Source organism: Lacticaseibacillus styriensis, assembly GCF_030770295.1.
In the GTDB taxonomy this organism is placed as follows: Bacteria; Bacillota; Bacilli; order Lactobacillales; family Lactobacillaceae; genus Lacticaseibacillus; species Lacticaseibacillus casei.
Map to the genome: position 1 here is coordinate 1539772 of NZ_CP132483.1, position 24462 is coordinate 1564233.

Here is a 24462-nt window from a genome sequence, read left to right on the forward strand (position 1 = left end):
TGTGAAGTGAGCTGAGCGTGAGCCGGCGCGCTTAGGGGTCGGAGTGTAAGCGGCCTTGGTCGCGATGGCCCGGGCTTAGGCCATTGCGACCAAGGTCCTTACACGCAGACCCCTGCGCCGGCGAACGCGTTATGGTGAAAGGAAAACCCACTTTTTAACTAGCAGTAGACTATCAGAAATAGTAACCACCCCACCAGCCAGCATCACTGCAACCGATACACCCGCTCATGAATCGCATCAAAATGACCCAAAGCTCGATTCAACGCGAACACGCGTCTATCCGGTACCTGTCGAGCTTCCTGCCAAAACAAGCGACTGTTGGTGGCCCCTTGGCGCTCACCGATCACAAACAATTGTTTATCGGGAAAAGACCGCGCCATGATATGTAAAAAGCGCACATCGTTCGGATCCTTATCCGGGCTCCACGCCATGACCACCGCATCAACCTGGTCGGCATATAGGAACAAGGAAGCATTAGCGGTGGCGGTTTTAACTGGGACTAAAGGTTGCTGGCCGGTCACGTTTTCTTTGACCCAAGTGTGCGCGTCCGTTGTAATCGTGGTATCGCCTTGTGCCCGCAAACCGGCGCTAACATAACCATTACCGGCTGCCACTTCCAAATAACGCTGGGAGCCATATAAATGATGCCAGACGTTAAAGAAGTCGGTGTGGACAAATGACCACATCCCATAATGAAACGCAATGTAACGCCGAAAATTATGCAACAAATGATCCAGTTGCTGCAACTCCGCCAATCGCGCGTCAGGCAAAGCTAAAGCATGTTCGATTTGCGGCGCAGTCAATCCTAACCAAGGTAAGGCGTGTTGCGGCAGGCGATGATTCGCTACTGCCGTTTGCCACGCATCCATTGCCGTCATTTGTTCTTTAAGTGGCAAAATGGGCGTATACTTGCGCGCTAATTCATTTAACCGGGTCCAATAAGCCATGTCAACCTCGATATTTAACGAATGCTAGTAAAAAAGAAACTTGCAGGAAAACACTCAAAAGCCGCCAGAAACGGCGGCTTTTACGGTGAATTTTGACAACCAAAACGTTAATGGATACCCAGTGCCATTTTGGCATAGCGACTGAGCCGTTCCGGGCCCCATGCCGGGTACCAAACCAGATGGATTTCGACACTCTCGATCCCATCAATCGCAGTCAAGGCCCGCTTAATATCGGCATCCAGCATATCCGTCAATGGGCAACCCATCGTGGTCAGCGTCATTTCAACGGTACACTTGCCATCTTCATCCAGATCAACCCCGTAAATGAGCCCAAGATTAATCAAATCGATTCCCAATTCAGGATCGATCACTGTCTCCAGCGCATCAAGAATCTGTTGCTTCATTTTATCAAAATATGCCTGATCCTGGGTGGCGGCTTCGTCATGATCTGCCATCAGCGGTCCCTTCTTTCCAAAAAACTTGCAGAACCTTACGCCTTATCGGCCGCTAAAACACCCGCAACGGCGTAATGTTCTTTTGCCATTTCATTTAACACAATGTGCACATGTTCAGCTGGGGCGCCGGTATCCTTAACAATTGCAGCAGTCACATCTTTGACAAGCGCCTTCAATTGCTCCGGCGAGCGGCCTTCAATTAAATCAATATGGACTAATGGCATAGCATTTCGCTCCTTCAATCATCATTGGTGAAAGTTAATTTGTTTCATTTTAGCATGCAAAGCCGTTTTGCGCACGTTTTCGCGAAGCCTAGTATGGGTCAAGATTCTCTAGGCGTTAGTTTAGTGTCTTGCCCAACCTAGTGATTGAACGCTGATTTTTTTGATTATCTGACGGTGACTACATAAACGTAAACGGATCCGTGGATAACTTGGACGGAATAGCTTTGACGTCCCAACCTTCTACTGCTGCCCATTCATTGATCAAGGCGGCTACTTTGCCTTTCATGATGGCTTCGATGTGATGGCCTGGGTCGATGACGGGCAAATCCGCTGCCAACATGTCATGGCCGGTGTGATAGTACACATCACCGGTAATGAAAACATCCGCGCCGGCTTCCTTGGCATCGTTGAACGCGTCGCCGCCATCACCGCCAAGAATGGCAACCCGCTGAACCTGGCGATCCAAGTCGCGCGCGATCACCCGAAGTCCCTTAACGTTGTAAGCAGCTTTGACCTGTTCAACGAAGGCTTCGAGCCGGACTGGTTCCGGTAAAAGGCCGATCCGCCCCATATTGGCGCCTTCACCTTCGTTAATAAACGGCACGACCTGGCTTAAACCGAGTGCTTCGGCCAGCCAGTCATTCATACCTTCCTGAACCCGATCCAAATTCGTATGGGCGCTATAAACCAGCAAATCGTCCTTCAGAATCTGCGCATACATAGCGTTTTGCGGTACCCGCAGGTCGAGGTTGTGAACTGGCCGAAACATGGCCGGATGGTGGGAAAAAATCATGTCAGCATGAACCGCTTTGGCTTCCTCAACCACTTCCGGACGAACATCAAGGGTCACCAAAACCGTTTTGACTGTTCGTTCTGGATTGCCTAATTGCAGCCCACTGGGATCCCGTTCCCAAGCAAGGCTTAAAGGTGCATAATCTTCGAATCGATTGATAATCTGCTTACCGCTTGTCATGTGCGTTTAACTCCTCCTTAATGAGCGCCAGGATATGCTCCTGTTCGCGAATCTTAGCCAGTGGCACCATTCGCGCGTCTGCCAACCCCTCAAGAACGGCTTCGGTCTTCTCAGCCTCCCGATGCATCTTTTTCATAAACACCGGATTTTTCTGGCGGCGCAAAATGGGGCCGAAGCGCAGATCTGCTTCTGAATACGGAACATCCGGCTTGGTTTTGCCAGCTGCCATCATCTCGTAAATATGGCCTTCATCTTCGACAATCTGTTCGCTGATAATACCGTATCCATGCTTGTCTAGCCAGAGACGGACATCATATTGGTGACGATTCGGCGCCAGTACCAGTGTTTCGGTGCCGTCCATGCGCGTACTGCCTGCGTCTAGAATATTGGTAATTAATTGCCCGCCCATGCCAGCAATGACAATGGTCGAGATGGCATCAACCGGCTTGATTCCGGCTAAACCGTCTGCCTCGCGCACGTCGATTTGCTCGGTTAACCCCGCGGCAGCCACGTTTTGTTTGGCGATTGCCACCGGACCGGCGCCGATGTCGCTTGCAACGGCGAATTGAATGATGCCGCGCTGCACAAGCTCAATTGGTAAAAAAGCATGATCGGTACCAATATCCGCAACCCGTTCGCCGGGTTCGATAAACGTACTGATCGTTTGCAGGCGCTTTGATAAATGTATATGATCCATTAACTTTACGATCCCCTCATCTAATTAACAGTTTTCATTATAACAAACTGATGCGAAGATGCTGGTATTCGGTCTAAAATCAATTGGTTTGAACGCAAAAAGCCGCTATCTCTCAACCGAGAGACGGCGGCTTTGCAGACTTGCTTTAATTATTCAAGAAAATCTTTAAGTTGCTTGGAACGACTTGGATGGCGTAGTTTCCGCAGCGCCTTTGCTTCAATTTGCCGAATCCGTTCGCGGGTCACACCGAAGACTTTGCCGACTTCTTCCAGTGTCCGAGTACGACCATCGTCAAGACCGAAGCGCAACCGCAAAACATTTTCTTCGCGGTCAGTTAAGGTATCGAGAACACTTTCCAGCTGTTCCTTGAGCAGTTCATAGGAAGCATGGTCTTCCGGACTGGTGGCGTCCTGATCTTCAATGAAATCACCTAAATGGGAATCGTCCTCTTCACCAATTGGGGTTTCAAGGGATACCGGTTCTTGGGCGATTTTAAGGATTTCACGGACTTTTTCAGTTGGCATATCCATTTCGGCACCAATTTCTTCAGGTGTTGGTTCACGACCAAGATCCTGAAGCAGTTGCCGCTGAATGCGGATCAGCTTGTTGATGGTTTCAACCATATGCACCGGAATCCGAATGGTGCGGGCTTGGTCGGCAATCGCACGGGTGATCGCCTGACGAATCCACCAGGTCGCGTACGTGGAGAACTTGAATCCTTTGCGGTAATCAAACTTCTCGACCGCCTTCATCAGGCCCATGTTACCTTCCTGAATCAGATCCAGGAATTGCATGCCCCGGCCGACGTACCGCTTGGCAATTGAAACAACCAACCGTAAATTGGCTTCAGCCAGGCGCTGTTTGGCTTCCTGATCGCCTTGTTCAATCTTCAGCGCCAGCGCGACTTCTTCGTCCGCCGTCAGTAAGGAAACACGACCGATTTCCTTCAGGTACATCCGCACAGGGTCATTAATCTTGACCCCTGAAGGTGCGGACATGTCGCTCATTTCCTTCTTGGAAACCTTCTTTTGCTTTTTCAGGCTGATGGTTGCCGGCTCGCCGTTTTCATCGACGATCGCAATGCCGTTGTCTTCGATTTTCTGCATCAAATCATCAATCGCATTGCTCTTAAGCTCGAATGGCTTGATCAATTTAGCGGTCAGGTCATCTTCGGTAATCTGCTTTTTCTTCTTGTAATCTTTGATCACAGCCTTGACAGCACTATCATATGCCTTCGTGGTTGTGTGGGTCTTGCTAGCGGTAGTCTTCTTGGCCGTTGTTTTCTTGGTTGCGGTCTTTTTGGCCGTCGCCTTCACATCTGTTGCCGTCTTCTTGGCAGATGCAGCCGTTGTCTTCTTTGTGGTCTTGCTTACTTCAGTTGCTGTTTTTTTCTCAGCCATTAAAGTTCCTCCCCTAGCCTTGTTGTTGCTTCAAAAGTTTCATGAGATTCACATATTGCACCGTTAACTCGCCTTGTTTCTGCTTGTCTCCCAAACGTTGCGCTTCAACAATCGCCTGTTTGATTGCCTGCAGCCGGGTCACCGTCGAGGCAGACGTGATCGTCTGAATTAACTCGTCAATGGTTGCCTCGGTGGCTTCAGGCAATGACTGCATCGCAACATCCGTCGCCACGCCGCTGAGTTCGGGATCAACCCGATCCAGGAATCCCGCTAAATCACCGTCTGGCTGTTCATGCAAAAAGTTCAACCAGCCGGTAAAAAGTGTCTGGAAATAAGCGGTTGGAAATACGAATGTTGCATTTTTCAACCGCTGCATCACCAAATCATCATGCCACACATAATATAATAACTGCCGTTGCGCCGCCGTGTACCGATCAAGCGGGCGTGCCGGTTGTTCCGTAACAGCAGGGCGCGCAACGGGTGGTTGTGACTGCTGCGGTTTGGGCAAACTTTGATTCAACGCCGCGATCGGCACATCGGTCGTTTCGGCTAGCTGTTTAACGTAAACTGCCCGGGCAACCGGATCGCTGATCTTACCAATGATTTTCAATGCAGCATTCAAGTAAGTCAATTTAGCCTGATCGTTATGCATATCCACACCGCGGGCCAAGAATTGTAACATAAAAGCTGTTGGTGTCAAAACCGACTTGACTTGCGCCTGAAAAGCTTCAGCACCGCGGGCTCGAATATATTCATCAGGATCCATGCCATCTGGCAAAACCACCACATCGGTTTGCAGCCTAGGATGATCGGCTAACATCGTCACTGCGCGTTCAATGGCTCTTTGGCCGGGTTCATCACCATCGTAACAAACAGTCAACCGTTTGCTCAAATGGCTGATGATGTCGACTTGCTCGGTCGTCAAGCTAGTACCCATTGACGCAATGCCGTTTTTAACGCCGGCTTGATAAGCAGCGATGACATCCATGTAGCCTTCAAAAAGAATCGGTCCCCCGTCGCGCCCAATTTCGGCTTTTGCGCGATGCAGGTTAAACAGGACATCGCGTTTGTTAAACAACTTTGTCTCCGGACTATTCAGGTACTTGGCCTGCGACTTATCATTTTGCAGGATCCGCCCGGAAAAACCGACCACCTTACCATTGCCGTCTGTCAATGGAAACATGACACGATCATTAAAGCGGTCAAACAATTTACCTGCCTGATCTTCGACAAATAAACCACTTGCGCGTTGATCCTGATAATCGATTTTACGGTTATTCAGGAAAGCCACTAACAGATTGCGTTCTTCTGGAGCGTAGCCCAACTGGAATTCTTCAATCGTTTCATCTGTCAACCCACGTTTATGCAAATATGCCAGTGCTGCTTCACCTTTTTCGGTGTTTACCAGAATGTGGTGAAATAAATCGGCAGTATCTTGCAGGATGTGTTGCTGCTTGGCAATCTCCGGGTCAACCGGTGCGGCGTGACCGATTTGCACATTAAGCGGGATACCGGCGAAATCAGCCACTTTCTTAACGGCTTCGGGAAACGTGACATTATCGTAGTCCATCACGAACTTAAAGACATTGCCACCTCGCCCACATGAAAAGCAATGGAAAATCTGCTTTGACTCATTGACGGAAAATGATGGCGTATGCTCTTCATGAAAAGGACAGAGGCCAAAAAGATTTTGGCCGGTTTTACGCAACTGGACAAATTGTCCGATATAGTCAGCAATGTTAACTGCTTTCAGGACTTGATCGACAGTGGCCTCTGGAATCATTCCGGCGATATCAGCTCACTCCCTTTCCATGACAGGCGCAACAGCAATGGCGCTCCCGCTTGACTGTTGCACGACTTGAACCGACTGAAACAGCGGTAAAAAGTCGCACTTCTCATGTGAAATGCGACTTTTCAATAGTCTATCGGCATAATAATACAAGATACAGTATAGCGCTTCCTCGTCAAAAAGGCAAATCTACTTAACAATCACCTGGCTAACATCACCGAATTGGCGAATAAGCTGGGCGAGTTGCTGCAAGGTAGCCAAGCGATTAGCCCGCACCGCGGCATCGTCGGCCATCACCATCGTGGCGTCAAAATAAGCATTAATAGGCTCAACCAAGGCTTTTAATGCTTGGTAATCGGCTTCAGTCGGTTCAGCATCGAAGGTCTTAGCCGTCGTCGTCACTGCTTCGTGCAGCTGACCTTCAGTTTCATTTTCAAATTTGGCGAGATCAACGGGAGTATCAACGGTTTTTTTGCCGGTAATCCGTAAAACCCGTCCCAAGGCTTCCATAACCGCTTTAAAGTCATCATCCGCTGCATGGGCAGTCAACAGCTTGGCCGCATCCAAAATGCCGGCAATGTCAGCGTCGCTGCGAATGGTGACCGCATCCACGATGTCGTGGCGAATCTTTTCAGCTTGTAGTAGTTGCTTGGCGCGGTCAATGATGAAGTCATTAAGTGCCTGTTGATGGGCGGCGAAATCAAGCCCGTTTGTTTTTCCGGCAGCAGTTAATGCTTTGGCAATCGCTGGCTGCAGCTTAGCTAGCGCAAATGGCCAGTCGTGGGCGGCGATCATGCGCACGACGCCGTATGCTTGGCGGCGCAAGGCGTATGGATCATTGGAACCGCTTGGAATCAGATCAACCGCAAAGAAGCTCATGAGCGAATCCAGTTTGTCCGCAATGGCCAATACGGTGCCGACAAGACTTTGCGGCAGCGCCCCGTCTGCAGCAATCGGTTCGTAATGCTCGGCAATGGCTTGGGCAACAGACGGCTTCTCGCCAGCCAGTTGCGCATAATGTTCGCCCATGATGCCCTGCAGTTCAGGAAATTCGCCGACCATTGACGTGACCAGATCAAACTTGTAAATCGACGCTGCCCGGTCCAGATCAGCCTTATCTGTGGCAGAGAGGCCAAACTGGTCAGCAAGCAAATCAGCAATAACTTTTGTGCGCGCCATTTTGTCATACATCGAACTGATTTTATCGTGGAAACTGACCGCTTTCAGGCGCTCAACATCGTCGGCAATACTGCGCTTTTGATCTTCAGCATAAAAGAAGGCAGCATCCTCAAGGCGGGCAGTCAACACTTTTTCATTTCCGGCAATCACGTTGGCCAAGTGGTCGCGGTTACCATTGCGGACGCCGATGAAGGCATTGACCATTTTCCCGTTTGCATCGCGGGCATAAAAGTAACGCTGATTGTCCTTCATTGAGGTGATCAGAACAGCTTCAGGAATGGCCAGATATTTCTTGTCAAACGTGCCGGCAAAAGCAGTTGGCCATTCAACCAGATTATTGACTTCTTCCAATAAATCGGCATCAAGATCGATTTGCCACTGATGATCAGTGGCAATTTGCTTGATTTGGTCGCGGATAAGCTGCTTACGCGCCGCTGGTTCCACAATCACAAATTGGTCTTTTAAAGCAGACACATAGGCATCAGGATTCGGCAAGGAAACAGGTTTTCCGAGGAAGCGATGGCCTTGGGTCACACGACCGGCTTCGACATCCAGCAACTTCATCGGCACAACTTCACCATCCAGCAAACTGACTAGCCAGTGAATCGGGCGAATGTATTCAAAATCATACGCGCCCCACTTCATTCGTGTTGGGAAGGTCAGACTCTTGATGACATCCAGCATCCCTGGCAGAATCTCGGCAGCACTTTTCCCCTTGATCGCTTTATGCAGGTAAACATAATCGACCCCTTTGACGGTTTTAAAGACAATGTCGTCTGGGGTCATGCCCTGACCGCGCGAAAAGCCGATCGCAGCCTTCGTCCAGTTGCCATCTGCATCTTGGGCAATCTTTTTAGCCGGGCCTTTGACATCTTCTTCAATATCCGCTTGTTTCGCCGCCAGATCATGAACCAGTAACGCGAGCCGCCGCGGGGTTGCGTAACGGTCAATACGCCCATGTTCAAGATGATTGGCTTTTAGAAAAGCAACTGTTTTCTCGTGGAATTGATTCAAACTTGGCGTGACAACATGGGCAGGCATGTCTTCAAGGCCAATTTCGATCAGATAGTCATGCGTCATGTTATTGCACCTCCGTTTTGTGCTGCAGCAATGGGAAGCCCAGCTTTTTGCGTTCAGCTACAAATGCTCGGGCAACCTTGTGTGCCATCTTGCGAATCCGACTCATATACCCGGCCCGTTCTGTCACGGAAACAGCCCCGCGTGCGTCTAGCAAGTTGAAAGTGTGGCTGCATTTGAGAATGTAATCGTAAGCAGGGTGAACCAAGCCAAGATCCATCAGCCGCCACGCTTCTTTTTCATAAGCATCGAAAAATCCCAATAACATTTTCTGGTCGCTGACTTCAAAGGCATATTTGCTGTGTTCATATTCAGGTTCTTTGAAAATGTCCCCATACAAAACACCGTCGCCCCATTCGAGATCGAAGACACTGTTAACATCTTGAATGTAAGAAGCTAAGCGCTCAACGCCATAGGTAATTTCACTTGTCACCGGTGATACTTCAAGACCGCCGACCACCTGGAAATACGTAAACTGGCTGACTTCCATCCCGTCAAGCCAGACTTCCCAGCCAACACCGGCGCAACCCATGGAAGGATTCTCCCAGTTATCTTCAACAAAGCGGATATCGTGTTCCAAAGGATCAATACCAAGCGCAGCAAGTGAATCCAGATAGTAATCCTGGATGTTTTCCGGCGACGGCTTCATGACCACCTGAAATTGGTGATGCTGGAACAGCCGATTCGGATTTTCACCGTAACGACCATCTGCCGGGCGCCGCGATGGTTCCACATACGCGGCATTCCAAGGCTCCGGTCCGATTGCCCGTAAAAAGGTATACGGACTCATAGTGCCGGCGCCTTTTTCTACATCATAGGCTTGCATCAACATGCAGCCTTTGTCACCCCAGAATTTTTGCAGGGTCTGGATCATCGTTTGGATGTCCATTTTTGTTGTCATGACAACCTCTTTCCCGGTGAATCGAAGTGGATCTTGGCTCGGGCAACTGTTTTTATAAACACGAAAACGTCCCTACGCCAAGATATGGCGTAGGGACGCTTCTGCGCGGTTCCACCCTACTTCAGACAGTTACAAAACCTGCCTGCAGCTTCATCATTTGGTTCGAAAACGCCAATCATACCGACCGCCACCAGGCTTACACTATCCCTGACTCGCTGAAGTTCAGTACCGATATGACCCTTTTTCTCATCACCGATTCAATTTTCTTAATAAGTATAGCATCGCGGTAGGTGCTGTCAAGCAACTTTCTGAAAACAGAGCGTGAACTGTCGACTTTCTGAAAACAGAGCGTGAACTGGCGCGGTTAGAAGTCGGAGTGTAAGTGGCCTCAGGTGTGATGGCCCGGGCTTGGCCATTGCGCCTGAGGTCTTTACACGCAGACTTCTGCGCCAGTAAACGCGTTTTCAAAAAATGGACATGTCAACCAGCCGCTTCAAGAAATGCTAATTAATCCCAGACAGCTGATCAATGCTTGACTTGCTGTTATGCCAAAGTTCCTCAGGCGTATAGGTATCTTTTTCAAAAAGCGTCACCTTGCCATCGGATTCGATCCGGGCATTGGCACCGAGCCATTCCCAAGTCGGTGCCACAAAAAAGTTAACCCGTTTGTCCTTGCCCTTGCTCGGCGACCATGAGGATACATAATTATCGATAAAATGTGTCCGCATGAACCACGTTTGCCCGTTATCAAACTCGATTTGCAATATGTTTGCGCCCATCCAGACTTTGACAGCTCTGGGTAATGTCTCTGCCATGCTCGCCACCCCTTTTAAAACACCTGCTGAAATCATCTTCACCCAAAAATCATCAATCACGAAACCGCTTACTTATCTTCAATCTACCATAAACACGTGGAAAAACAATGACTATTCTCGATGCTCGTTGTCCGACTGGGAGTCGCTGGGTTGATGCGCGTCCGGCAGGCGATCCTGCCAGTGATTCATTTGGTCGATAAACCGCTTGGCCTTGGGGGTCACGCCGACCATATCGGTATAAATGACATCCAGAATGCGTTTTAGCTCAGCTTTGGTGGCAGGCTTAACGTCAATGTGTTTAACCTGACCCAGATTCAATGTACTGAATCGGCGCAGGTAAAAGATCGCGCGTGCACTGGCATGAAGTCGATGGGGATCTTTATCCCAGTGACGCTGGCAGAGTAAACCGCCATAGCTTTCAGAAAAATCAAGTGGCAAGTCAGTGCGGCCGTCGATCACACAACCGCGCCAATTGGGCTCCACGCCGTACACTTTAAGCATCTGAACTTCAATCACATTAGCGATAATTTGCGGATCAAGACCGGTATCAATCAAATGCAGGGCTTGCTTGATCTGATTAAACCAAAACCCGACTGGTTGCCCATCCGGATAAGCCAGATCGAGCAACCCAAAGATGTACGATGCGTAAGCGTTTAGCGTGATATCGGTTGAAATCTGCCGGTATTGCGTGGCATTTTTAATTGCGGACAAATACGAGAGGCCCGACTCACGAATCTCCCCGATGTAGTCGGCATGCGTAAATGGCAAAATGCCAGCAGCTAAAGTAAAACCGGGCTTGCGCGCCCGGTTCAACAGAAACATTTTCTTACCGAACTGATCGGTTAAAATTTTAACTAACATATCGGATTCGCGATAATTTTGGCGGGACATCACAAGTCCCTCAAAGGTTTGCGCTTGCTTGACCATTACCGCAGATCCTTTGTGTTATAGCCGAGTGATTTGAGATAAGCATTGTTGTCGCGCCAGTTTTTCTGGACGCGAACCCACAGCTTCAAGTTCACCTTATCGCCCAGTAAATTCTCAATGTCTCGGCGTGCTCGAATACCGATTTGCTTCAGCATTTGCCCGCCGTGGCCGATAATGATGCCTTTTTGACTATCCCGTTCGACAATAATGTAGGCCTCAATCTGCAGTTTGCCGCCTTCTCGATCTTTCATGCGCTCGACCTGAACAGCTGTGGCGTGCGGCACCTCATCGCGGGTAAGTTCGAGGACTTTCTCCCGAATCAATTCACCCACGACGAAATATTCCGGATGGTCGGTCAGCTGATCTTCCGGATAATACTGCGGCCCGACCGGCAGGGCTGCGGTCAACGAGGTCAATAAGTCGTCGACATTGTTACCCATGGTTGCGCTGATCGGGAAGACCTGGGCGAAGTCATAATCATGCTGATAGCTTTCGATAAGCGGTAAAAGATCGTCCGGTTTAACCAAATCGATTTTATTCAGAATTAAATAAACCGGCTTCTTCACCTCGGCCAGTTGCCGCATAATATAGGCATCACCGGCACCTTTTTGCTCATCTGCAGCGACCATGAATAAAATAGCATCAACCTGATTCAGGGTCGACAATGCCGCTTTATCCATGTAGTCGTCAAGTTCATTTTTAGGCTTGTGAATCCCGGGCGTGTCAACAAACACAATCTGGGCATCTGGCGTGGTATAAATGCCGTTGATTTTATTTCGCGTTGTTTGAGCCTTAGGTGACATAATGGCAATCTTTTCACCCAAAATCCGATTCATGAAAGTTGATTTGCCGACATTTGGTCGACCGATAATGGCCACAAAGCCAGAATGATGTTCGCTCACGCGTTTAAGTCTCCTTTCGAAAATGCTCCCGGCAGTAATGCTTGCGGCGTTGTTTGTTGCGAATCGCCGCGAACGTTGGCCAGCGTGATAACTGCATCGGCTGGAAAGAACTCGCTGATGACTTGCCTGCATGCCCCACAAGGTGAAACCGGGCCTTCCGTGTCGGCAATCACCAGTAATTCATCTAACTTGGTATAGCCAGCGCTCACAGCCGCAAAAATCGCACTCCGCTCAGCGCAATTACTTAGGCCGTAACTGGCATTTTCGATGTTGGCGCCAGAGAAAATCCGGTCACCGACGCGGACAGCCGCGCCGACCGCAAAATGGGAATAAGGAACATACGCATTTTCGCGTGCTGCCAAGGCAGCGGTACGTAAAACAGACAACATTACCAACTCCTCAAAAGGTCTAACAACGGTGGCCCAAAAACATAAACGCCGGCGACTACGGCGATTAAGGATACCAGCAAAACGGCGCCAGCACTCATATCCTTAATTTTTTTTGCCCGTAAATCATAGTGTTCCCCAATAATGAAGTCCACCAGATTTTCAACAATGGTATTCAATAATTCGCCTAAGAAAACCAGCAGAATGGCTAAAATCAGGACGAACCAAGAAAATGGCGGTACTTTTAGCCAGATACCGGCAATAATCACCAAAGCCGCGCTGGTAAATTCGCGTTTGAAATTATTTTCGTCGACAAAAAAGACGCGCAGCCCATCGAGCGCGTGGCGGGCGCTTTGGATAAAATGTTTGTTTTTGCCGATTTGTTTATCGGGTAAGGCCATAAGCTGCCAGAATTTTCTTTTGAAGCGGAATCATCACGGCTTCATCTTCCGGCTTAATGTGATCATAGCCGTTTAGATGTAAGAAGCCGTGAACCACCGTGTACCCCAGCTCGCGCTCAAAGCTGTGGCCATACTCCTTGGCGTGGCGGCGAACCGTCAGCGGATCAATAAACAGATCACCAATGTTCTTTGCCATGCCCGGAAGTAGCGGCAGATCGTCTTCGCCATCTTCAATCGCAAAACTAATGACATCCGTCGCGCGATCGGTGTCGCGATATTTCCGATTAATTTCCTGAATGTCATCATCACCGACAATCGTGATGGACATTTCGGTATCAGTTGGCAATTTTAACTGTTGTCCGCAAAAAACAACCAATTTCTGAATCAGATCATGATGTTGTGCGTCTAATAAATGATCATCATCGTATAATTCTAAGTCCATCGCTTACCCCTTTGTCCGTTTCTGCAGCTGTAAGTCGTGTTTGCCGTACGCTTCGATAATCTTGGCAACGACCGGATGCCGCACAACGTCTTGTGATGAAAATTGCGTAAAGGCAATGTGGCTAATCCCTTTTAGCAGTTGTTCCGCCTGTAGCAGACCGCTTTTGGCATTATTCGGCAAATCGATTTGCGTGATGTCGCCGTTGACGATCATTTTTGAGCCGAAACCAAGACGTGTTAGAAACATTTTCATTTGTGCCTGCGTCGTATTCTGCGCTTCATCAAGAATGGCAAAAGCGTTGTCGAGTGTGCGGCCGCGCATATAGGCTAACGGCGCGATTTCAATGACTCCGCGATCCATTAGCCGATCAGTGTGTTCTTTGCCCAAAACGGCGTACAACGCATCATAAACCGGGCGCAGATAAGGATCGACCTTTTCTTTGAGGTCACCGGGAAGAAAGCCTAGACTTTCCCCTGCTTCGACAGCCGGCCGCGTCAAAATAATCCGCTCCACTTGTCCGGCCTTCATCGCGGCAACGGCCATGACTACAGCTAAGAAAGTTTTCCCTGTCCCAGCAGGACCGATCCCGAAAGTAATATCGTTATGCTTGATCGCATCGACATATTGGCGTTGGCCAAAATTTTTAACTCGAATCGGTTGGCCTTTAGCGTCCCGCAGCAAGGTTTCGCTATACATGTCGGCAAAATACTCCAATGTCCCGCGTTTCGCCATGGCAACCGCACTGGCAATATCCTGCGGTGACAACTTAATGCCCTGCGACAACAACTTACTCGTTGCTTCCAGCAGCTGCAAAGTCAAACTAACCGTCTCCGGTTCGCCGCTAATGCGCAATTCGTCACCAAAAGGCGAAATACGAACGTTCAAGCCTTCTTCAATCAACGTCAAATTAGCATCATTAATGCCGACAAGGTTAATCGCCATGTCTGGATTACTAAGTCGGAAAATTTTCTCCGAGGTTTCCTGTGCCAAATATTGGCCCCCTAACAAATATTTTAAGCGGTAAAGATGGTATTAGTTTAGCATATTTTAAGAGCGTAAGCAGGCCCGGTTAGAAACCGGAGTGTAAGTGGCCTCAGACCTAAATGGCTGGTCTTTTGCCATTTAGGTCTGAGGTCCTTACACGCAGGTTTCTGGGCCTGCGAACGCGTTTCCGCAGCAGTATCGATCATACTTCTTCTGCGGAACAGCACAGTTTTGGCATTTTAGCCATTTAGCTCTAAGACCCTTACACGTAGATTTCTGCGACTGCGAACGCGTTTCTGCGCAAGAAAGCCACAGTTCCTTACACTTAGCCCATGTGCAACCTAAACGCCAACACTCGACAACACGCGCAATCACCACAATAAAAAGCCGGTGCTAACACCGGCTTTGTCGTTAACTAAGTTTTTCTTTTACCACGCTGCTGACGAGACCGCCATCAGCTTGGCCTTTAACCTTGGGCATCAGCGTCTTCATTACCTTGCCGAAGTCTTGCTTGCCTGTTGCTCCGACTTCTTTGATTGTTGCATCAACGATGTCGGCAACTTGGTCTTTACTTAACTGGGCTGGCAGAAAACGTTCCACAACCTTGATTTCAGCTTCGGTTTCCTGAACCAGATCATCACGGCCGCCTTTTTTGAATTCCGAAACGCTTTCCTTGCGCTGCTTTAATTCAGTCGCAAGAACGCTCTTTTCTTCATCCTCGGAAAGCTCATGGCCGACTTTGATCTTTTCATTGACCAACGCTGTTTTCAACATCCGGACGACGCTCAACGTTACCTTGTCCTTGGCTAACATGCTTTGTTTCATCTGAGCATTAAGCTCATCCATTAAAGCCACTATTCACCAAGTCCTTTATTAATACTTCTTACGCTTACGCGCAGCTTCTGACTTCAGCTTGCGGCGTACGCTAGGCTTCTCGTAGAATTCACGCTTGCGGTATTCAGCGAGTGTACCAGACTTGGATACAGTACGCTTAAAGCGCCGAAGAGCGTCATCGAGAGATTCGTTTTTCTTAACAACTGTCTTAGCCATGTGATATCCCTCCCTCCGACACTTGTGTAACCACTGACGGATATCATAGCCAATAGTTCGTTTATTAGTATACAAAACTGACAACCACGCGTCAATAAGCGATTCCAGATTTTTATATAAACTGTCGACCGCAAGCGATATTGTCTTAAGTAAGCAGTTAGCCAAAGTGTCACAAAAACTGTAACCTCTTAGAAGATACATCTAGGAGGAATCACATGAAGAAGGTTGTCTTAACAATGAAAGAAGAAGAACGTTACCGAGTCATCAAAGCAGTGGTCAATGGTAAGACCTCCGTGCAACGCGCAGCCGTTAAGCTCAAGCGCTCCGAACGAACCATCTACCGATTGATCAAGCTTTACAAGCAACAAGGCAAAGACGGCTTTATCCATGGCAATGCCGGTCGTGAGCCCGCCAATAAACGCAACGCGCAACTCGAACGCCAGATCATTCGTCTGTACACCAACAAGTATGCCGGATTCAACATCGCCCATTTTCATGAGTTCTTAACCACTGCCGAACAAATCGCCATCTCCGAATCCTCACTCCGGCTCTTATTCAGACACCACCACATTCTCTCACCCAAAGCTCACAAGGCCACAAAACGTCGGATCAAGCGTGAATTAAAAGAAAAAGAAAAGAAGTCCAAGCTCCTATCCAAACGTGATGAAGCCACCTTGTCAGCCATCGAGGTCGTTGAAAACATCAAAGCCCATCCAGAACGTCCTCGGAAACATTATTCTGGTGAACAGGTACAAATGGATGCTTCCTGGGAGTATTGGTTTGGCACTCAAAAAACCACTTTACACGCAGCCATTGATGATCAGTCCGGGAACGTTGTCGGCGGCTACTTTGCCCAACAGGAAACACTCAGCGGCTATTATCACGTGTTTGCCCAAGTCCTTCGCGATTATGGCGCTCCAGCAGAATTCCTAACGGATCGGCGCACCGTGTTTAACAGCAACAAAAAAGAGGGCTCACCTTCGACCGAGAACCCTCTTACACGTTTCGGTTATGCCTGCCAGACACTTGGAACAGAACTTTCGGTCACCAGTATTCCGCAAGCCAAAGGCCGTATAGAACGTCTTCTGGAGACTTTTCAAGATCGGCTCACAAGTGAACTGCGGTTGCATAACATCACCACAATCGCAGATGCCAATCGGTTTTTGGTCGGCTTTATCAAGCGTTACAATGACCGCTTCGCATCTACCATCAAAAGTAGCATGTCGGTGTTTGATAAGCAACTAACACCCAAGGAAATTGACAATATTTTGATCATTGCCAATGAACGCAGCATCGGCCACGGACATTGTGTTCGCTTTGATAACAAACGCTATCTGCCACACCGGAATGGCGAATTGGTTTACTTACCACCGCATACAAAGGTCTTAGTCATCAAAAGCTTCACGGGCAGACTTTATATGACCACTGATGATGACCAGGTGTACGATCTTTTCTGTGTGCCAAAAGAACAGTTCATGTCAGCCAAATTCGATCTTACGCCAGCTGCGGCACCAACTCCTAAACGAACCAAGAAAATCCCGGCAATTACGCATCCGTGGCGCCGCGCCAACTATCGCGATTACCTTGATTCTCTTGGCATTAACAGGACAAGGGCTAAACAGTTGGTCGCCGAACGATATCCATACAAGAATTCACAAGCGATTCAAGTCTAATTAGGATCATCTCGCGTCCAGTTTTCGGACGCATGTTTTATGGAATTTACTGTCAAAGTCGAAAATCGCTTGACATAAGCGATTCCAGATTTTTATATAAACAACCGCTGTTATCCGCAATGATGCGTTCTCAACTAAATCTTAACGCCATTATCGGTTACAATCAAAGATTTGCTAGCGTCTGGTAACCTGTTCTTCAACATTCACTTGCTCGTTTGAATTATGCTATGATAGCGTTATCTAAGTAGCGAGGTGGCATTATGACCCAAGAATTGAATTTATACATCATGTCAGATTCGGTTGGTGAAACCGGACTGCGACTTGCGCAGGCGGTTGCCGCACAGTTCCCGGAATTTGAAGCCCATTACGTGCGATTTCCGTTTATTCATACAAAGGAAAAGATCTACAGTTCACTTGATGAAGCAAAGAAAGAAAATGCGTTGGCGATCATGACGTTTGTTACGGACGGTTTCGCCCAACTGGCAACGCATTACGCCAAAGACCAAGGCGTCATCGCGATCGATGTCATGTCGCCGATCATCAGCGGCATCAAATCAATTACGCATGAAGAACCCAACCACGTTCCAGGTGCCGTGCATGATCTCAATGAACGTTATTTTGATCGGATTTCGGCGATGGAATTTGCGGTCTTGTATGATGACGGCAAAGACCCGAAAGGCTTTTTGGAAGCAGATATTGTGTTGCTCGGCGTATCACGGACAAGCAAAACACCACTATCCCTTTTTCTCGCCAATCGCAATCTCAAAGTCGCCAATTTGCCTTTGGTACCCAATGCCCATATTCCCGAAGAAATCTGGCAGGTTGATCCCAAAAAGATTGTCGGCCTGACCACAGATGCTTCCGTTTTAATGGAATTTCGGCGCCAGCGCATGATTCAATATGGCTTGAATCCGGACACTGCCTATTCGGCGCGTGATCAAGTCAATCAAGAATTGAAGTTTGCTGAAGATCTCTACAAAAAAATCGGCTGCATGGTGATCAACACCGCACACCGATCGATTGAAGAAACCGCGACTTTGATTTTGGAGCACATGGGCTTAGATGAATTTGATAATACTGAGACCCATTAATCCATCAACCGGCGCAAAGCTTCCGGTTGAAAATGGCCGCTTTTGAGCCACTTGATTTCTTCCCCGTATGGCGGGACCTGATGTTTCTTATCTGGCCCGACATACGGGGTTTCGAGTATCTTGGGCAACTTTTCCAATGCGGGATGATGGGCAATTCGATTTAAAGCGTCAAACCCGATTGTTCCAAACCCGATGTTGGCATGGCGATCCTTATGGCTACCACGCGGATTCTTGGAATCGTTTACGTGAATGACGCTCAATCGATCCACACCGATGACGTGATCAAATTCATTTAAAACGCCATCAAAATCATCTTTAACATCGTAACCGGCGTCGTTGGTATGGCAAGTATCAAAAGTCACGCGTAGCTTTTCGTTATAGGTCACGCCGTCAATGATCGCGGCAAGTTCTTCAAACGAACGACCGATTTCCGTTCCTTTCCCTGCCATGGTTTCAAGCGCAATCGTGACGTTCTGTTTAGGGTCAATAATAAGATTCAAGCCTTTCACAATTTGCTTGATAGCGGCTTCAGGACCGGCGCCCACATGCGCACCGGGATGAAATGGCATGGTATAGGCGTGTAACGCGTCTGCTCGGGCAACTTCTTCCCGCATGAATTGCACCGCAAATTCAAAGTTCTCGGGTTTCTTCGTATTGCCAAGATTAACAATATAAGGTGCGTGAATAACGGTATGACTGATGCCGTCTTTGGTCATCGCCGCCAGTCCTTCAGGAATGCGCATTTCGCTCGTTGGTTTACGCCGTGTATTTTGCGGTGCGCCCGTATAAAACTGCAGCGTATTGGCATCATAACTAGCCGCTTCTTCAACGGCTCCTAACAACATTTTTGTGCCTTTCATACTGACATTGGCACCGATTAACATTTAAAAAGCCCCCTATGTATGATCAACCAGCAATCGTTTCAATTGAGATTGCTGGTGATCAGAAAAAATTTCATCAAAAAACCCGGCTGTTTTCCGGGTTCATGTTAGCGCGGTTAATCCGTTTTTGGCTCGTAAAAATGGCCGAGGATTTTGACCGAGTCCGTAATTGACACAAATGCATACGGATCGCTGTGACGCATGGCCTGCTCTAAGTCATACATTTCGGCCCGGGAAATGATCGTGAACAGGATGGTTTTTTCCTCGTGATGGAAGGCTCCTTCTGCATCGTGAACAATGGTGATGCCGCGGCGTAGCGAACCTTGAATCTCCCGAACCACCTGCTTAGGCCGGGCAGTCACAATCATAACCTGCAGCCGTTGCTGGCGCGTGTATAGCGAATCCATGACCCGCCCATTGATGAAGATTGCCAATGCCGAATACAACGCATGCGGCCAATCATTGACAAAACCGGCAAGAAAGATAATCAGCACGTTGAACATAATATTGATCGTGCCAACCGTCCGTCCGGTCCGTTTACGCAGAACGATCCCGAGAATATCGATACCGCCAGTGGAAATATTATTGCGCAAAGCAAAGCCGGTACCCAAGCCATTCACAACCGCGCCAAAGATACCACAAACGATGGGGTCTTTAGTCAGCGGTGTTAATACCCCAAGCAACCGAATCATGATCGTCGAAAAGATAACCGCCAAAAAGGTGAACACCGTAAAGCGGTGGCCGATTGCCTTCCATGCCAAAATAAACAGTGGCACGTTCAAGAAAAATAGCAGGGTCCCAGTTGAAAATAAATCCGTTGTCGCCAGCGAAAAGAATGGCAGCGCAATGTCGAAGTTAAACCATTTTCGCACCACAGTCGCCAAAAGCTGTGCCGCACCGGTAATGCCACTGGCAAAAACCCCACCCGGTTCCCAAAACATATTCAACGCAACGGCGACACAAATACTATAGAAAAATGCCGCTGATAATCGTGACCAATTTTGATGTCGGCGAATTAGCCGATCAATCTCTTCCATATCAAAAACCGCTCCCTGTCACCCATAATCATGTCGTGATCAAGTATAACAAGGGCGGTCTTTGATTGCTACCAAATCAAAAAATCGGTCGGTTTATTTATTTTGACGGGTGTCATAATGCGTTCACCAGCGCAGGATCATAACTGCGCCAGCTCCCGCTCACTTTAACGCGTTCACTGGCGCAGAAGTCTGCGTGTAAGGGCCTTGGTCGCAATGGTCAAAGCCCGACCATCACGCCCAAGGCCACTTACACTCCGACTTCTAACCGCGCCAGCTCACGCTCACTTGAATAGTTGCCGGTACTGGCCGTAGCCTTCTTTGTCGAGATCGGCAACCGGGATGAAACGAAGCGCTGCGGAATTGATGCAATAGCGCAAGCCGCCTTTTGTAATCGGGCCATCGTTAAAGACGTGACCAAGGTGTGAATCAGCTTCGGGACTACGGACTTCGACGCGTTCCATCCCAAAGCTCTGATCCCGGTGTTCGGCGAGTTTTGCAATCGGTTTGGTAAAAGATGGCCAGCCACAGCCAGCATCATATTTATCTTGGGAGGAAAATAGCGGTTCGCCGCTAACAACATCTACATAGATGCCATCTTGATAAAAATCATCATACTGACCGGAAAACGGCCGTTCAGTCGCGGCTTTTTGCGTAACCGCATAAGCTTCAGGTGACAGTTGCTTCTTTAGATCGGCTTTTGACGGCCGTTTTGCTTTATCGAACATAAAAAAACACCTCCGCTACAACTCATTATAGCGGTAGGTGCTTCAATTGTCAGCAATTAAATTGTACAGCAACTTCAGGCGAAAGTGACGACCCTTATTCGGTTAAGTTCTCGTCACCTTCATGCTCTTTTTCCGGATCAACATCGGGGCGAACTTCGATACCTAAATCCTTAAGTTGTACGTCCGCAACTGGTGAAGGTGCACTGGTCATCGGTTCGCTGGCTTTGCTGTTCTTCGGGAAGGCAATGACATCGCGAATGTTGGTGCGGCCTGTGAGCAGCATGACAAACCGATCCAATCCAATAGCCAAGCCACCATGCGGCGGGAAGCCGTAATCAAGCGCCGTCAGCAGGAAGCCAAAGCTCTTTTGAGCACGTTCCGGTGTAAAGCCAAGCGCTTTGAGCATTTTTTCTTGAATCTCGCGGTTGTGAATACGGATGGAGCCGCCGCCTAATTCATAACCATTCAATACAATATCGTAACTTTGGGCATGTGCTGCATGCGGATCGGTGTCAAGCAGATGAACGTCTTCCTCGTTTGGCATCGTGAATGGATGATGCGCCGGAACCCAACGTTGAATTCCTTCGTCATATTCGAACAGTGGCCAGTCAACCACCCAGCAGAAGCGGAACTGCTTGTCATCAATCAAACCGAGATCATGGCCAAAATGGGTGCGAAGATAACCTAGCGAATCAGCAACGACCTTTGCCTTATCTGCTACAAATAAAACCAGATCCCCAGCATGGGCGCCAACCGCTTGTGTCAGCGTCTTGCCGTCACCGAAGAACTTGGCAATTGGGCCGCTAATGCCATCAGTTGTTACTTTCAACCACGCCAAGCCCTTAGCACCAAAACGTTTGATGTAGTCCTGTTGGGCATCGATCATCTTCCGTGAATATTTATCGGCTCCGCCAGGCAAAACGATTGCCCGCACTTGGCCGCCATTTTGCACGGCACCCGCAAAAACTTTGAAATCAGAATCTTTGACTAAATCGGAAACATCCTGAATCTGCATGCCAAAGCGAAGATCCGGCTTATCAGAGCCATATTTATCCATCGCATCCTGCCAGGTAATCCGCTCGAATGGCAATTTGACATCAATGCCTTTTACATCGTGCATCACCTGAGCAATTAGGCCTTCAGTAATATCTTGAATTTCTTCTGCCGTCAAGAAACTGGTCTCAAGGTCAATCTGGGTGAATTCCGGTTGGCGGTCGCCGCGCAAGTCTTCATCGCGGAAGCACCGGGCGATTTGGTAGTACCGATCAAATCCGGCCCCCATCAGGAGTTGCTTAAATAATTGCGGTGATTGTGGTAAAGCATAGAAGCTACCAGGGTAAACCCGCGATGGCACTAGATAGTCCCGGGCCCCTTCAGGCGTACTAGCAGTTAACGTCGGCGTTTCGACATCAATAAAGCCATTGTCATCTAAGTAATGGTGCACACTACGCATGATGTGAGCGCGGGTAAAGATATTCTTTTGCATCTCAGGCCGGCGCAAGTCAAGGTAGCGATACTTTAATTTGGTCTCTTCTGTTACGGCAACATTGTCTTCAATATAAAATGGCGGCGTTTTGGCCTTGTTCAAAATAGTGATGTCATGGACTTCAACTTCGACATCACCGGTTTTCATTTCCGGGTTCACCGCTTGCGGCTTGCGTTTTTTGACCACTCCGTGCACTTCGATCACATACTCGGAGCGTACCGAATTGGCCACTGTCAACGCGTCCTGATCAAATTCTTCAGAAAAAACAAGTTGAACGATGCCTTCCCGATCCCGCAAATCAATAAAAATCAGACTGCCGAGACTGCGGCGTTTCTGCACCCACCCTTTTAAGGTTACTTCCTGATCGACATAATCGGTGGTCACATCACCGGCATAACAGGTTCGTTTACTCATACTATTTTGCCTCCGTTACTTGCGTATAAATTTTACCAAAATCCGCCAACACATCTGCTTGCAGAAAAGCTTGTTGCTGGCCGGTTGCCATATTTTTAATCTGGACGGTGCCGGCTGCGCGTTCGCTTTCGCCGATCGTCAAAACCAGCTTCGCATGCGCTTTGTTGGCTGCTTTAAACTGGCCCTTTGCTTTGCGGCCCATGTAATCCATCTCGCCGGTAAAGCCTTGTTGACGCAAGGCTGTCAGCATTTGCAAGGCTTCTTGGTCAGCACCCTGATCGATGGTGACGATGTAGGCATCCGGTTGTGCGGCTTCTTGGTCTGATTGCATCAACAGCATCAAGCGCTCAACGCCCATAGCAAAACCAATTCCGGGAGTCTCGGGACCGCCGAGTTCTTCAACCAGCCCGTTATAACGGCCGCCTGCCAAGATCGTCGTGTAGCCGCCACCAAAGACTTTATCATCGGACATGACTTCAAAAATCGTGTGGTTGTAATAATCAAGCCCGCGGACCATGGTCGCATCCACGTCAAAATCAATCCCCAACCCTGTCAGCAACGTCTTCACGCGATCAAAATGCTGTTGAGCTTCTGGGGTCAGATAATCCAGAATTGAAGGCGCATTGGCGACAATCTCTTGGTCATGACGATCTTTACTATCGAGAATGCGCAGTGGATTTTTTTCTAAACGAACTTTAGAATCTTCAGAAAGCTCATCTTTGAACGGCGTCAGGTAATCAACAAGCGCTGCATGAAATGCTTTACGCGTCGCTGGGTCCCCCAACGAATTGATGACAAACTTAAGGTGTTTGGCGCCTAAAGCTTCAAGCAACTGCTTAGCCAAGGCGAGCGTTTCGGCATCGAGTACCGGAGAATCGCTGCCAAAAGCTTCGACCCCAATTTGATGGAACTGCCGCTGGCGGCCACTTTGCGGGCGTTCATACCTGAACATTGGCCCCATATAATAAACTTTGTAAGGCTTCGCATATTCAGGACCGTATAATTTGTTTTCGACATAGGCCCGCACGACACCGGCAGTGCCTTCAGGACGCAAGGCCATCATTCGATCGCCTTTATCTTTAAAGGTATACATTTCTTTGGTCACAATGTCGCTGGTGTCGCCAGCACTGCGCGAGAATACGTCGACATTTTCAAAAATCGGCGTGCGGATTTCACGGTATTGGTATTGGGCAAAAATTTTACGGGCAACAGCTTCTACCTGCTGCCAACGTTCACTTTGGCCAGGTAAAATATCGGCTGTGCCTTTTGGACGTTGATAATTCATGAGGGACCTCCTGTAGTCTGAGAGATGTGATGGGGTTGGGTGATCGGGTGGATTTTGATGGTGGGCGTGTTACGGGAGCCTGTCTAAGATTCTCGAGTCTAAATGGCGAAATTCCGTTCGACTATGGGATTGGAACAATAGATATTGGGAGGCAATCCGGTTCCGAAACGCGCTCACTGGCGCAGGAGCCTGCGTGTAAGGACCTTGGTCGCAATGGCCAAAAACCAGCCATCACGCCCAAGGACGCTTACACTCCGGCTCCTAACCGCGCCAGTTCGCGCTCTAAAAAAATGCACCCCTCGATTACTCGAAGGGTGCGGA

General features: G+C 48.7%; 25 protein-coding genes. 2 read left to right on the top strand and 23 right to left on the bottom strand.

Annotated elements, in window-relative coordinates; genetic code table 11:
• Positions 1-203: 203 nt before the first annotated feature.
• From LACSTY_RS07360 to rpsU, 18 genes are all read right to left on the bottom strand, one after another.
• Complete coding sequence (locus LACSTY_RS07360) at positions 204-947, bottom strand: SAM-dependent methyltransferase (protein WP_087912189.1); 744 nt, start codon at positions 945-947, stop codon at positions 204-206.
• Positions 948-1054: 107 nt separating this feature from the next.
• Positions 1055-1402, bottom strand: coding sequence for a metal-sulfur cluster assembly factor (locus tag LACSTY_RS07365; protein WP_047106198.1), 348 nt, complete (start codon positions 1400-1402; stop codon positions 1055-1057).
• Between the two features lie 35 nt (positions 1403-1437).
• Complete coding sequence (gene thmT / locus LACSTY_RS07370; RefSeq protein WP_025012407.1) at positions 1438-1626, bottom strand: 2-hydroxymuconate tautomerase; 189 nt, start codon at positions 1624-1626, stop codon at positions 1438-1440.
• 178 nt (positions 1627-1804) lie between these two features.
• A complete protein-coding gene (locus LACSTY_RS07375) occupies positions 1805-2599 on the bottom strand; it encodes a Nif3-like dinuclear metal center hexameric protein (protein ID WP_087912190.1) in 795 nt (264 codons plus the stop codon).
• The gene (locus LACSTY_RS07380) at positions 2586-3296 is read right to left on the bottom strand and encodes a tRNA (adenine(22)-N(1))-methyltransferase (protein ID WP_087912191.1); all 711 of its coding nucleotides are present in this window, start codon (positions 3294-3296) and stop codon (positions 2586-2588) included. The genes LACSTY_RS07375 and LACSTY_RS07380 overlap by 14 nt, the downstream gene beginning before the upstream one ends.
• Before the next feature lie 149 nt (positions 3297-3445).
• Positions 3446-4696 carry an RNA polymerase sigma factor RpoD gene (rpoD, locus tag LACSTY_RS07385; protein WP_080958079.1) on the bottom strand — a complete coding sequence of 417 codons (1251 nt, stop codon included), beginning with the start codon at positions 4694-4696 and terminating at the stop codon, positions 3446-3448.
• Between the two features lie 13 nt (positions 4697-4709).
• On the bottom strand, positions 4710-6479 hold the full coding sequence (gene dnaG / locus LACSTY_RS07390) for a DNA primase (protein WP_087912192.1): 1770 nt from the start codon (positions 6477-6479) through the stop codon (positions 4710-4712).
• A 195-nt stretch (positions 6480-6674) separates the two neighbouring features.
• Positions 6675-8744 (bottom strand): glycine--tRNA ligase subunit beta, encoded by a 2070-nt coding sequence (gene glyS / locus LACSTY_RS07395; RefSeq protein WP_306391005.1) that lies wholly within the window; start codon positions 8742-8744, stop codon positions 6675-6677.
• Position 8745: 1 nt separating this feature from the next.
• Complete coding sequence (gene glyQ, locus LACSTY_RS07400; RefSeq protein WP_087912194.1) at positions 8746-9642, bottom strand: glycine--tRNA ligase subunit alpha; 897 nt, start codon at positions 9640-9642, stop codon at positions 8746-8748.
• Between the two features lie 503 nt (positions 9643-10145).
• Positions 10146-10457, bottom strand: coding sequence for a hypothetical protein (locus LACSTY_RS07405; protein ID WP_087913258.1), 312 nt, complete (start codon positions 10455-10457; stop codon positions 10146-10148).
• A gap of 111 nt (positions 10458-10568) precedes the next feature.
• On the bottom strand, positions 10569-11384 hold the full coding sequence (gene recO, locus LACSTY_RS07410; RefSeq protein ID WP_087912196.1) for a DNA repair protein RecO: 816 nt from the start codon (positions 11382-11384) through the stop codon (positions 10569-10571).
• Positions 11384-12286 carry a GTPase Era gene (gene era / locus LACSTY_RS07415; protein WP_087912197.1) on the bottom strand — a complete coding sequence of 301 codons (903 nt, stop codon included), beginning with the start codon at positions 12284-12286 and terminating at the stop codon, positions 11384-11386. Before era ends, recO begins: the two co-directional genes overlap by 1 nt.
• Positions 12283-12672, bottom strand: coding sequence for a cytidine deaminase (locus tag LACSTY_RS07420; protein ID WP_010488204.1), 390 nt, complete (start codon positions 12670-12672; stop codon positions 12283-12285). The genes era and LACSTY_RS07420 overlap by 4 nt, the downstream gene beginning before the upstream one ends.
• A gap of 2 nt (positions 12673-12674) precedes the next feature.
• Complete coding sequence (locus tag LACSTY_RS07425; protein WP_025013637.1) at positions 12675-13073, bottom strand: diacylglycerol kinase family protein; 399 nt, start codon at positions 13071-13073, stop codon at positions 12675-12677.
• Complete coding sequence (ybeY, locus tag LACSTY_RS07430) at positions 13057-13515, bottom strand: rRNA maturation RNase YbeY (RefSeq protein WP_025013638.1); 459 nt, start codon at positions 13513-13515, stop codon at positions 13057-13059. The genes LACSTY_RS07425 and ybeY overlap by 17 nt, the downstream gene beginning before the upstream one ends.
• Before the next feature lie 3 nt (positions 13516-13518).
• Positions 13519-14505, bottom strand: coding sequence for a PhoH family protein (locus tag LACSTY_RS07435; RefSeq protein WP_087912198.1), 987 nt, complete (start codon positions 14503-14505; stop codon positions 13519-13521).
• A gap of 405 nt (positions 14506-14910) precedes the next feature.
• The gene (locus LACSTY_RS07440) at positions 14911-15345 is read right to left on the bottom strand and encodes a GatB/YqeY domain-containing protein (RefSeq protein WP_191978411.1); all 435 of its coding nucleotides are present in this window, start codon (positions 15343-15345) and stop codon (positions 14911-14913) included.
• A 27-nt stretch (positions 15346-15372) separates the two neighbouring features.
• The gene (gene rpsU, locus LACSTY_RS07445; protein ID WP_005687665.1) at positions 15373-15549 is read right to left on the bottom strand and encodes a 30S ribosomal protein S21; all 177 of its coding nucleotides are present in this window, start codon (positions 15547-15549) and stop codon (positions 15373-15375) included.
• A 215-nt stretch (positions 15550-15764) separates the two neighbouring features.
• Between rpsU and LACSTY_RS07450 the strand changes: the two genes are divergently transcribed.
• Both LACSTY_RS07450 and LACSTY_RS07455 read left to right on the top strand, forming a co-directional pair.
• Positions 15765-17222 carry an ISNCY family transposase gene (locus LACSTY_RS07450; RefSeq protein ID WP_087912199.1) on the top strand — a complete coding sequence of 486 codons (1458 nt, stop codon included), beginning with the start codon at positions 15765-15767 and terminating at the stop codon, positions 17220-17222.
• A gap of 260 nt (positions 17223-17482) precedes the next feature.
• Positions 17483-18313 carry a pyruvate, water dikinase regulatory protein gene (locus tag LACSTY_RS07455; RefSeq protein WP_087912200.1) on the top strand — a complete coding sequence of 277 codons (831 nt, stop codon included), beginning with the start codon at positions 17483-17485 and terminating at the stop codon, positions 18311-18313.
• Here the strand turns inward: LACSTY_RS07455 and LACSTY_RS07460 are convergent.
• The 5 genes from LACSTY_RS07460 to hisS form a co-directional block, all read right to left on the bottom strand.
• Positions 18310-19197 (bottom strand): deoxyribonuclease IV, encoded by an 888-nt coding sequence (locus tag LACSTY_RS07460; RefSeq protein ID WP_087912201.1) that lies wholly within the window; start codon positions 19195-19197, stop codon positions 18310-18312. The genes LACSTY_RS07455 and LACSTY_RS07460 overlap by 4 nt on opposite strands.
• 113 nt (positions 19198-19310) lie before the next feature.
• Positions 19311-20231 (bottom strand): YitT family protein, encoded by a 921-nt coding sequence (locus tag LACSTY_RS07465; protein ID WP_010488175.1) that lies wholly within the window; start codon positions 20229-20231, stop codon positions 19311-19313.
• 281 nt (positions 20232-20512) lie between these two features.
• Positions 20513-20956 carry a peptide-methionine (R)-S-oxide reductase MsrB gene (msrB, locus tag LACSTY_RS07470; protein ID WP_087912203.1) on the bottom strand — a complete coding sequence of 148 codons (444 nt, stop codon included), beginning with the start codon at positions 20954-20956 and terminating at the stop codon, positions 20513-20515.
• 94 nt (positions 20957-21050) lie between these two features.
• The gene (gene aspS / locus LACSTY_RS07475; RefSeq protein WP_087912204.1) at positions 21051-22856 is read right to left on the bottom strand and encodes an aspartate--tRNA ligase; all 1806 of its coding nucleotides are present in this window, start codon (positions 22854-22856) and stop codon (positions 21051-21053) included.
• A gap of 1 nt (position 22857) precedes the next feature.
• Positions 22858-24141, bottom strand: coding sequence for a histidine--tRNA ligase (hisS, locus tag LACSTY_RS07480; protein ID WP_087912205.1), 1284 nt, complete (start codon positions 24139-24141; stop codon positions 22858-22860).
• Positions 24142-24462 lie beyond the last annotated feature (321 nt).

What these genes read in the sequence shown, in the direction of transcription:
- glyQ (WP_087912194.1), bottom strand. Translation starts at nt 9,642, where the DNA reads ATGACAACAAAAATGGACATCCAAACGATGATCCAGACCCTGCAAAAA.
- LACSTY_RS07460 (WP_087912201.1), bottom strand. Translation starts at nt 19,197, where the DNA reads ATGTTAATCGGTGCCAATGTCAGTATGAAAGGCACAAAAATGTTGTTA.
- LACSTY_RS07360 (WP_087912189.1), bottom strand. Translation starts at nt 947, where the DNA reads ATGGCTTATTGGACCCGGTTAAATGAATTAGCGCGCAAGTATACGCCC.
- msrB (WP_087912203.1), bottom strand. Translation starts at nt 20,956, where the DNA reads ATGTTCGATAAAGCAAAACGGCCGTCAAAAGCCGATCTAAAGAAGCAA.
- ybeY (WP_025013638.1), bottom strand. Translation starts at nt 13,515, where the DNA reads ATGGACTTAGAATTATACGATGATGATCATTTATTAGACGCACAACAT.
- rpsU (WP_005687665.1), bottom strand. Translation starts at nt 15,549, where the DNA reads ATGGCTAAGACAGTTGTTAAGAAAAACGAATCTCTCGATGACGCTCTT.
- LACSTY_RS07425 (WP_025013637.1), bottom strand. Translation starts at nt 13,073, where the DNA reads ATGGCCTTACCCGATAAACAAATCGGCAAAAACAAACATTTTATCCAA.
- LACSTY_RS07440 (WP_191978411.1), bottom strand. Translation starts at nt 15,345, where the DNA reads ATGGATGAGCTTAATGCTCAGATGAAACAAAGCATGTTAGCCAAGGAC.
- LACSTY_RS07375 (WP_087912190.1), bottom strand. Translation starts at nt 2,599, where the DNA reads ATGACAAGCGGTAAGCAGATTATCAATCGATTCGAAGATTATGCACCT.
- dnaG (WP_087912192.1), bottom strand. Translation starts at nt 6,479, where the DNA reads ATGATTCCAGAGGCCACTGTCGATCAAGTCCTGAAAGCAGTTAACATT.
- hisS (WP_087912205.1), bottom strand. Translation starts at nt 24,141, where the DNA reads ATGAATTATCAACGTCCAAAAGGCACAGCCGATATTTTACCTGGCCAA.
- glyS (WP_306391005.1), bottom strand. Translation starts at nt 8,744, where the DNA reads ATGACGCATGACTATCTGATCGAAATTGGCCTTGAAGACATGCCTGCC.
- LACSTY_RS07405 (WP_087913258.1), bottom strand. Translation starts at nt 10,457, where the DNA reads ATGGCAGAGACATTACCCAGAGCTGTCAAAGTCTGGATGGGCGCAAAC.
- recO (WP_087912196.1), bottom strand. Translation starts at nt 11,384, where the DNA reads ATGGTCAAGCAAGCGCAAACCTTTGAGGGACTTGTGATGTCCCGCCAA.
- LACSTY_RS07465 (WP_010488175.1), bottom strand. Translation starts at nt 20,231, where the DNA reads ATGGAAGAGATTGATCGGCTAATTCGCCGACATCAAAATTGGTCACGA.
- LACSTY_RS07380 (WP_087912191.1), bottom strand. Translation starts at nt 3,296, where the DNA reads ATGGATCATATACATTTATCAAAGCGCCTGCAAACGATCAGTACGTTT.
- LACSTY_RS07365 (WP_047106198.1), bottom strand. Translation starts at nt 1,402, where the DNA reads ATGGCAGATCATGACGAAGCCGCCACCCAGGATCAGGCATATTTTGAT.
- LACSTY_RS07455 (WP_087912200.1), top strand. Translation starts at nt 17,483, where the DNA reads ATGACCCAAGAATTGAATTTATACATCATGTCAGATTCGGTTGGTGAA.
- rpoD (WP_080958079.1), bottom strand. Translation starts at nt 4,696, where the DNA reads ATGGCTGAGAAAAAAACAGCAACTGAAGTAAGCAAGACCACAAAGAAG.
- aspS (WP_087912204.1), bottom strand. Translation starts at nt 22,856, where the DNA reads ATGAGTAAACGAACCTGTTATGCCGGTGATGTGACCACCGATTATGTC.
- thmT (WP_025012407.1), bottom strand. Translation starts at nt 1,626, where the DNA reads ATGCCATTAGTCCATATTGATTTAATTGAAGGCCGCTCGCCGGAGCAA.
- LACSTY_RS07450 (WP_087912199.1), top strand. Translation starts at nt 15,765, where the DNA reads ATGAAGAAGGTTGTCTTAACAATGAAAGAAGAAGAACGTTACCGAGTC.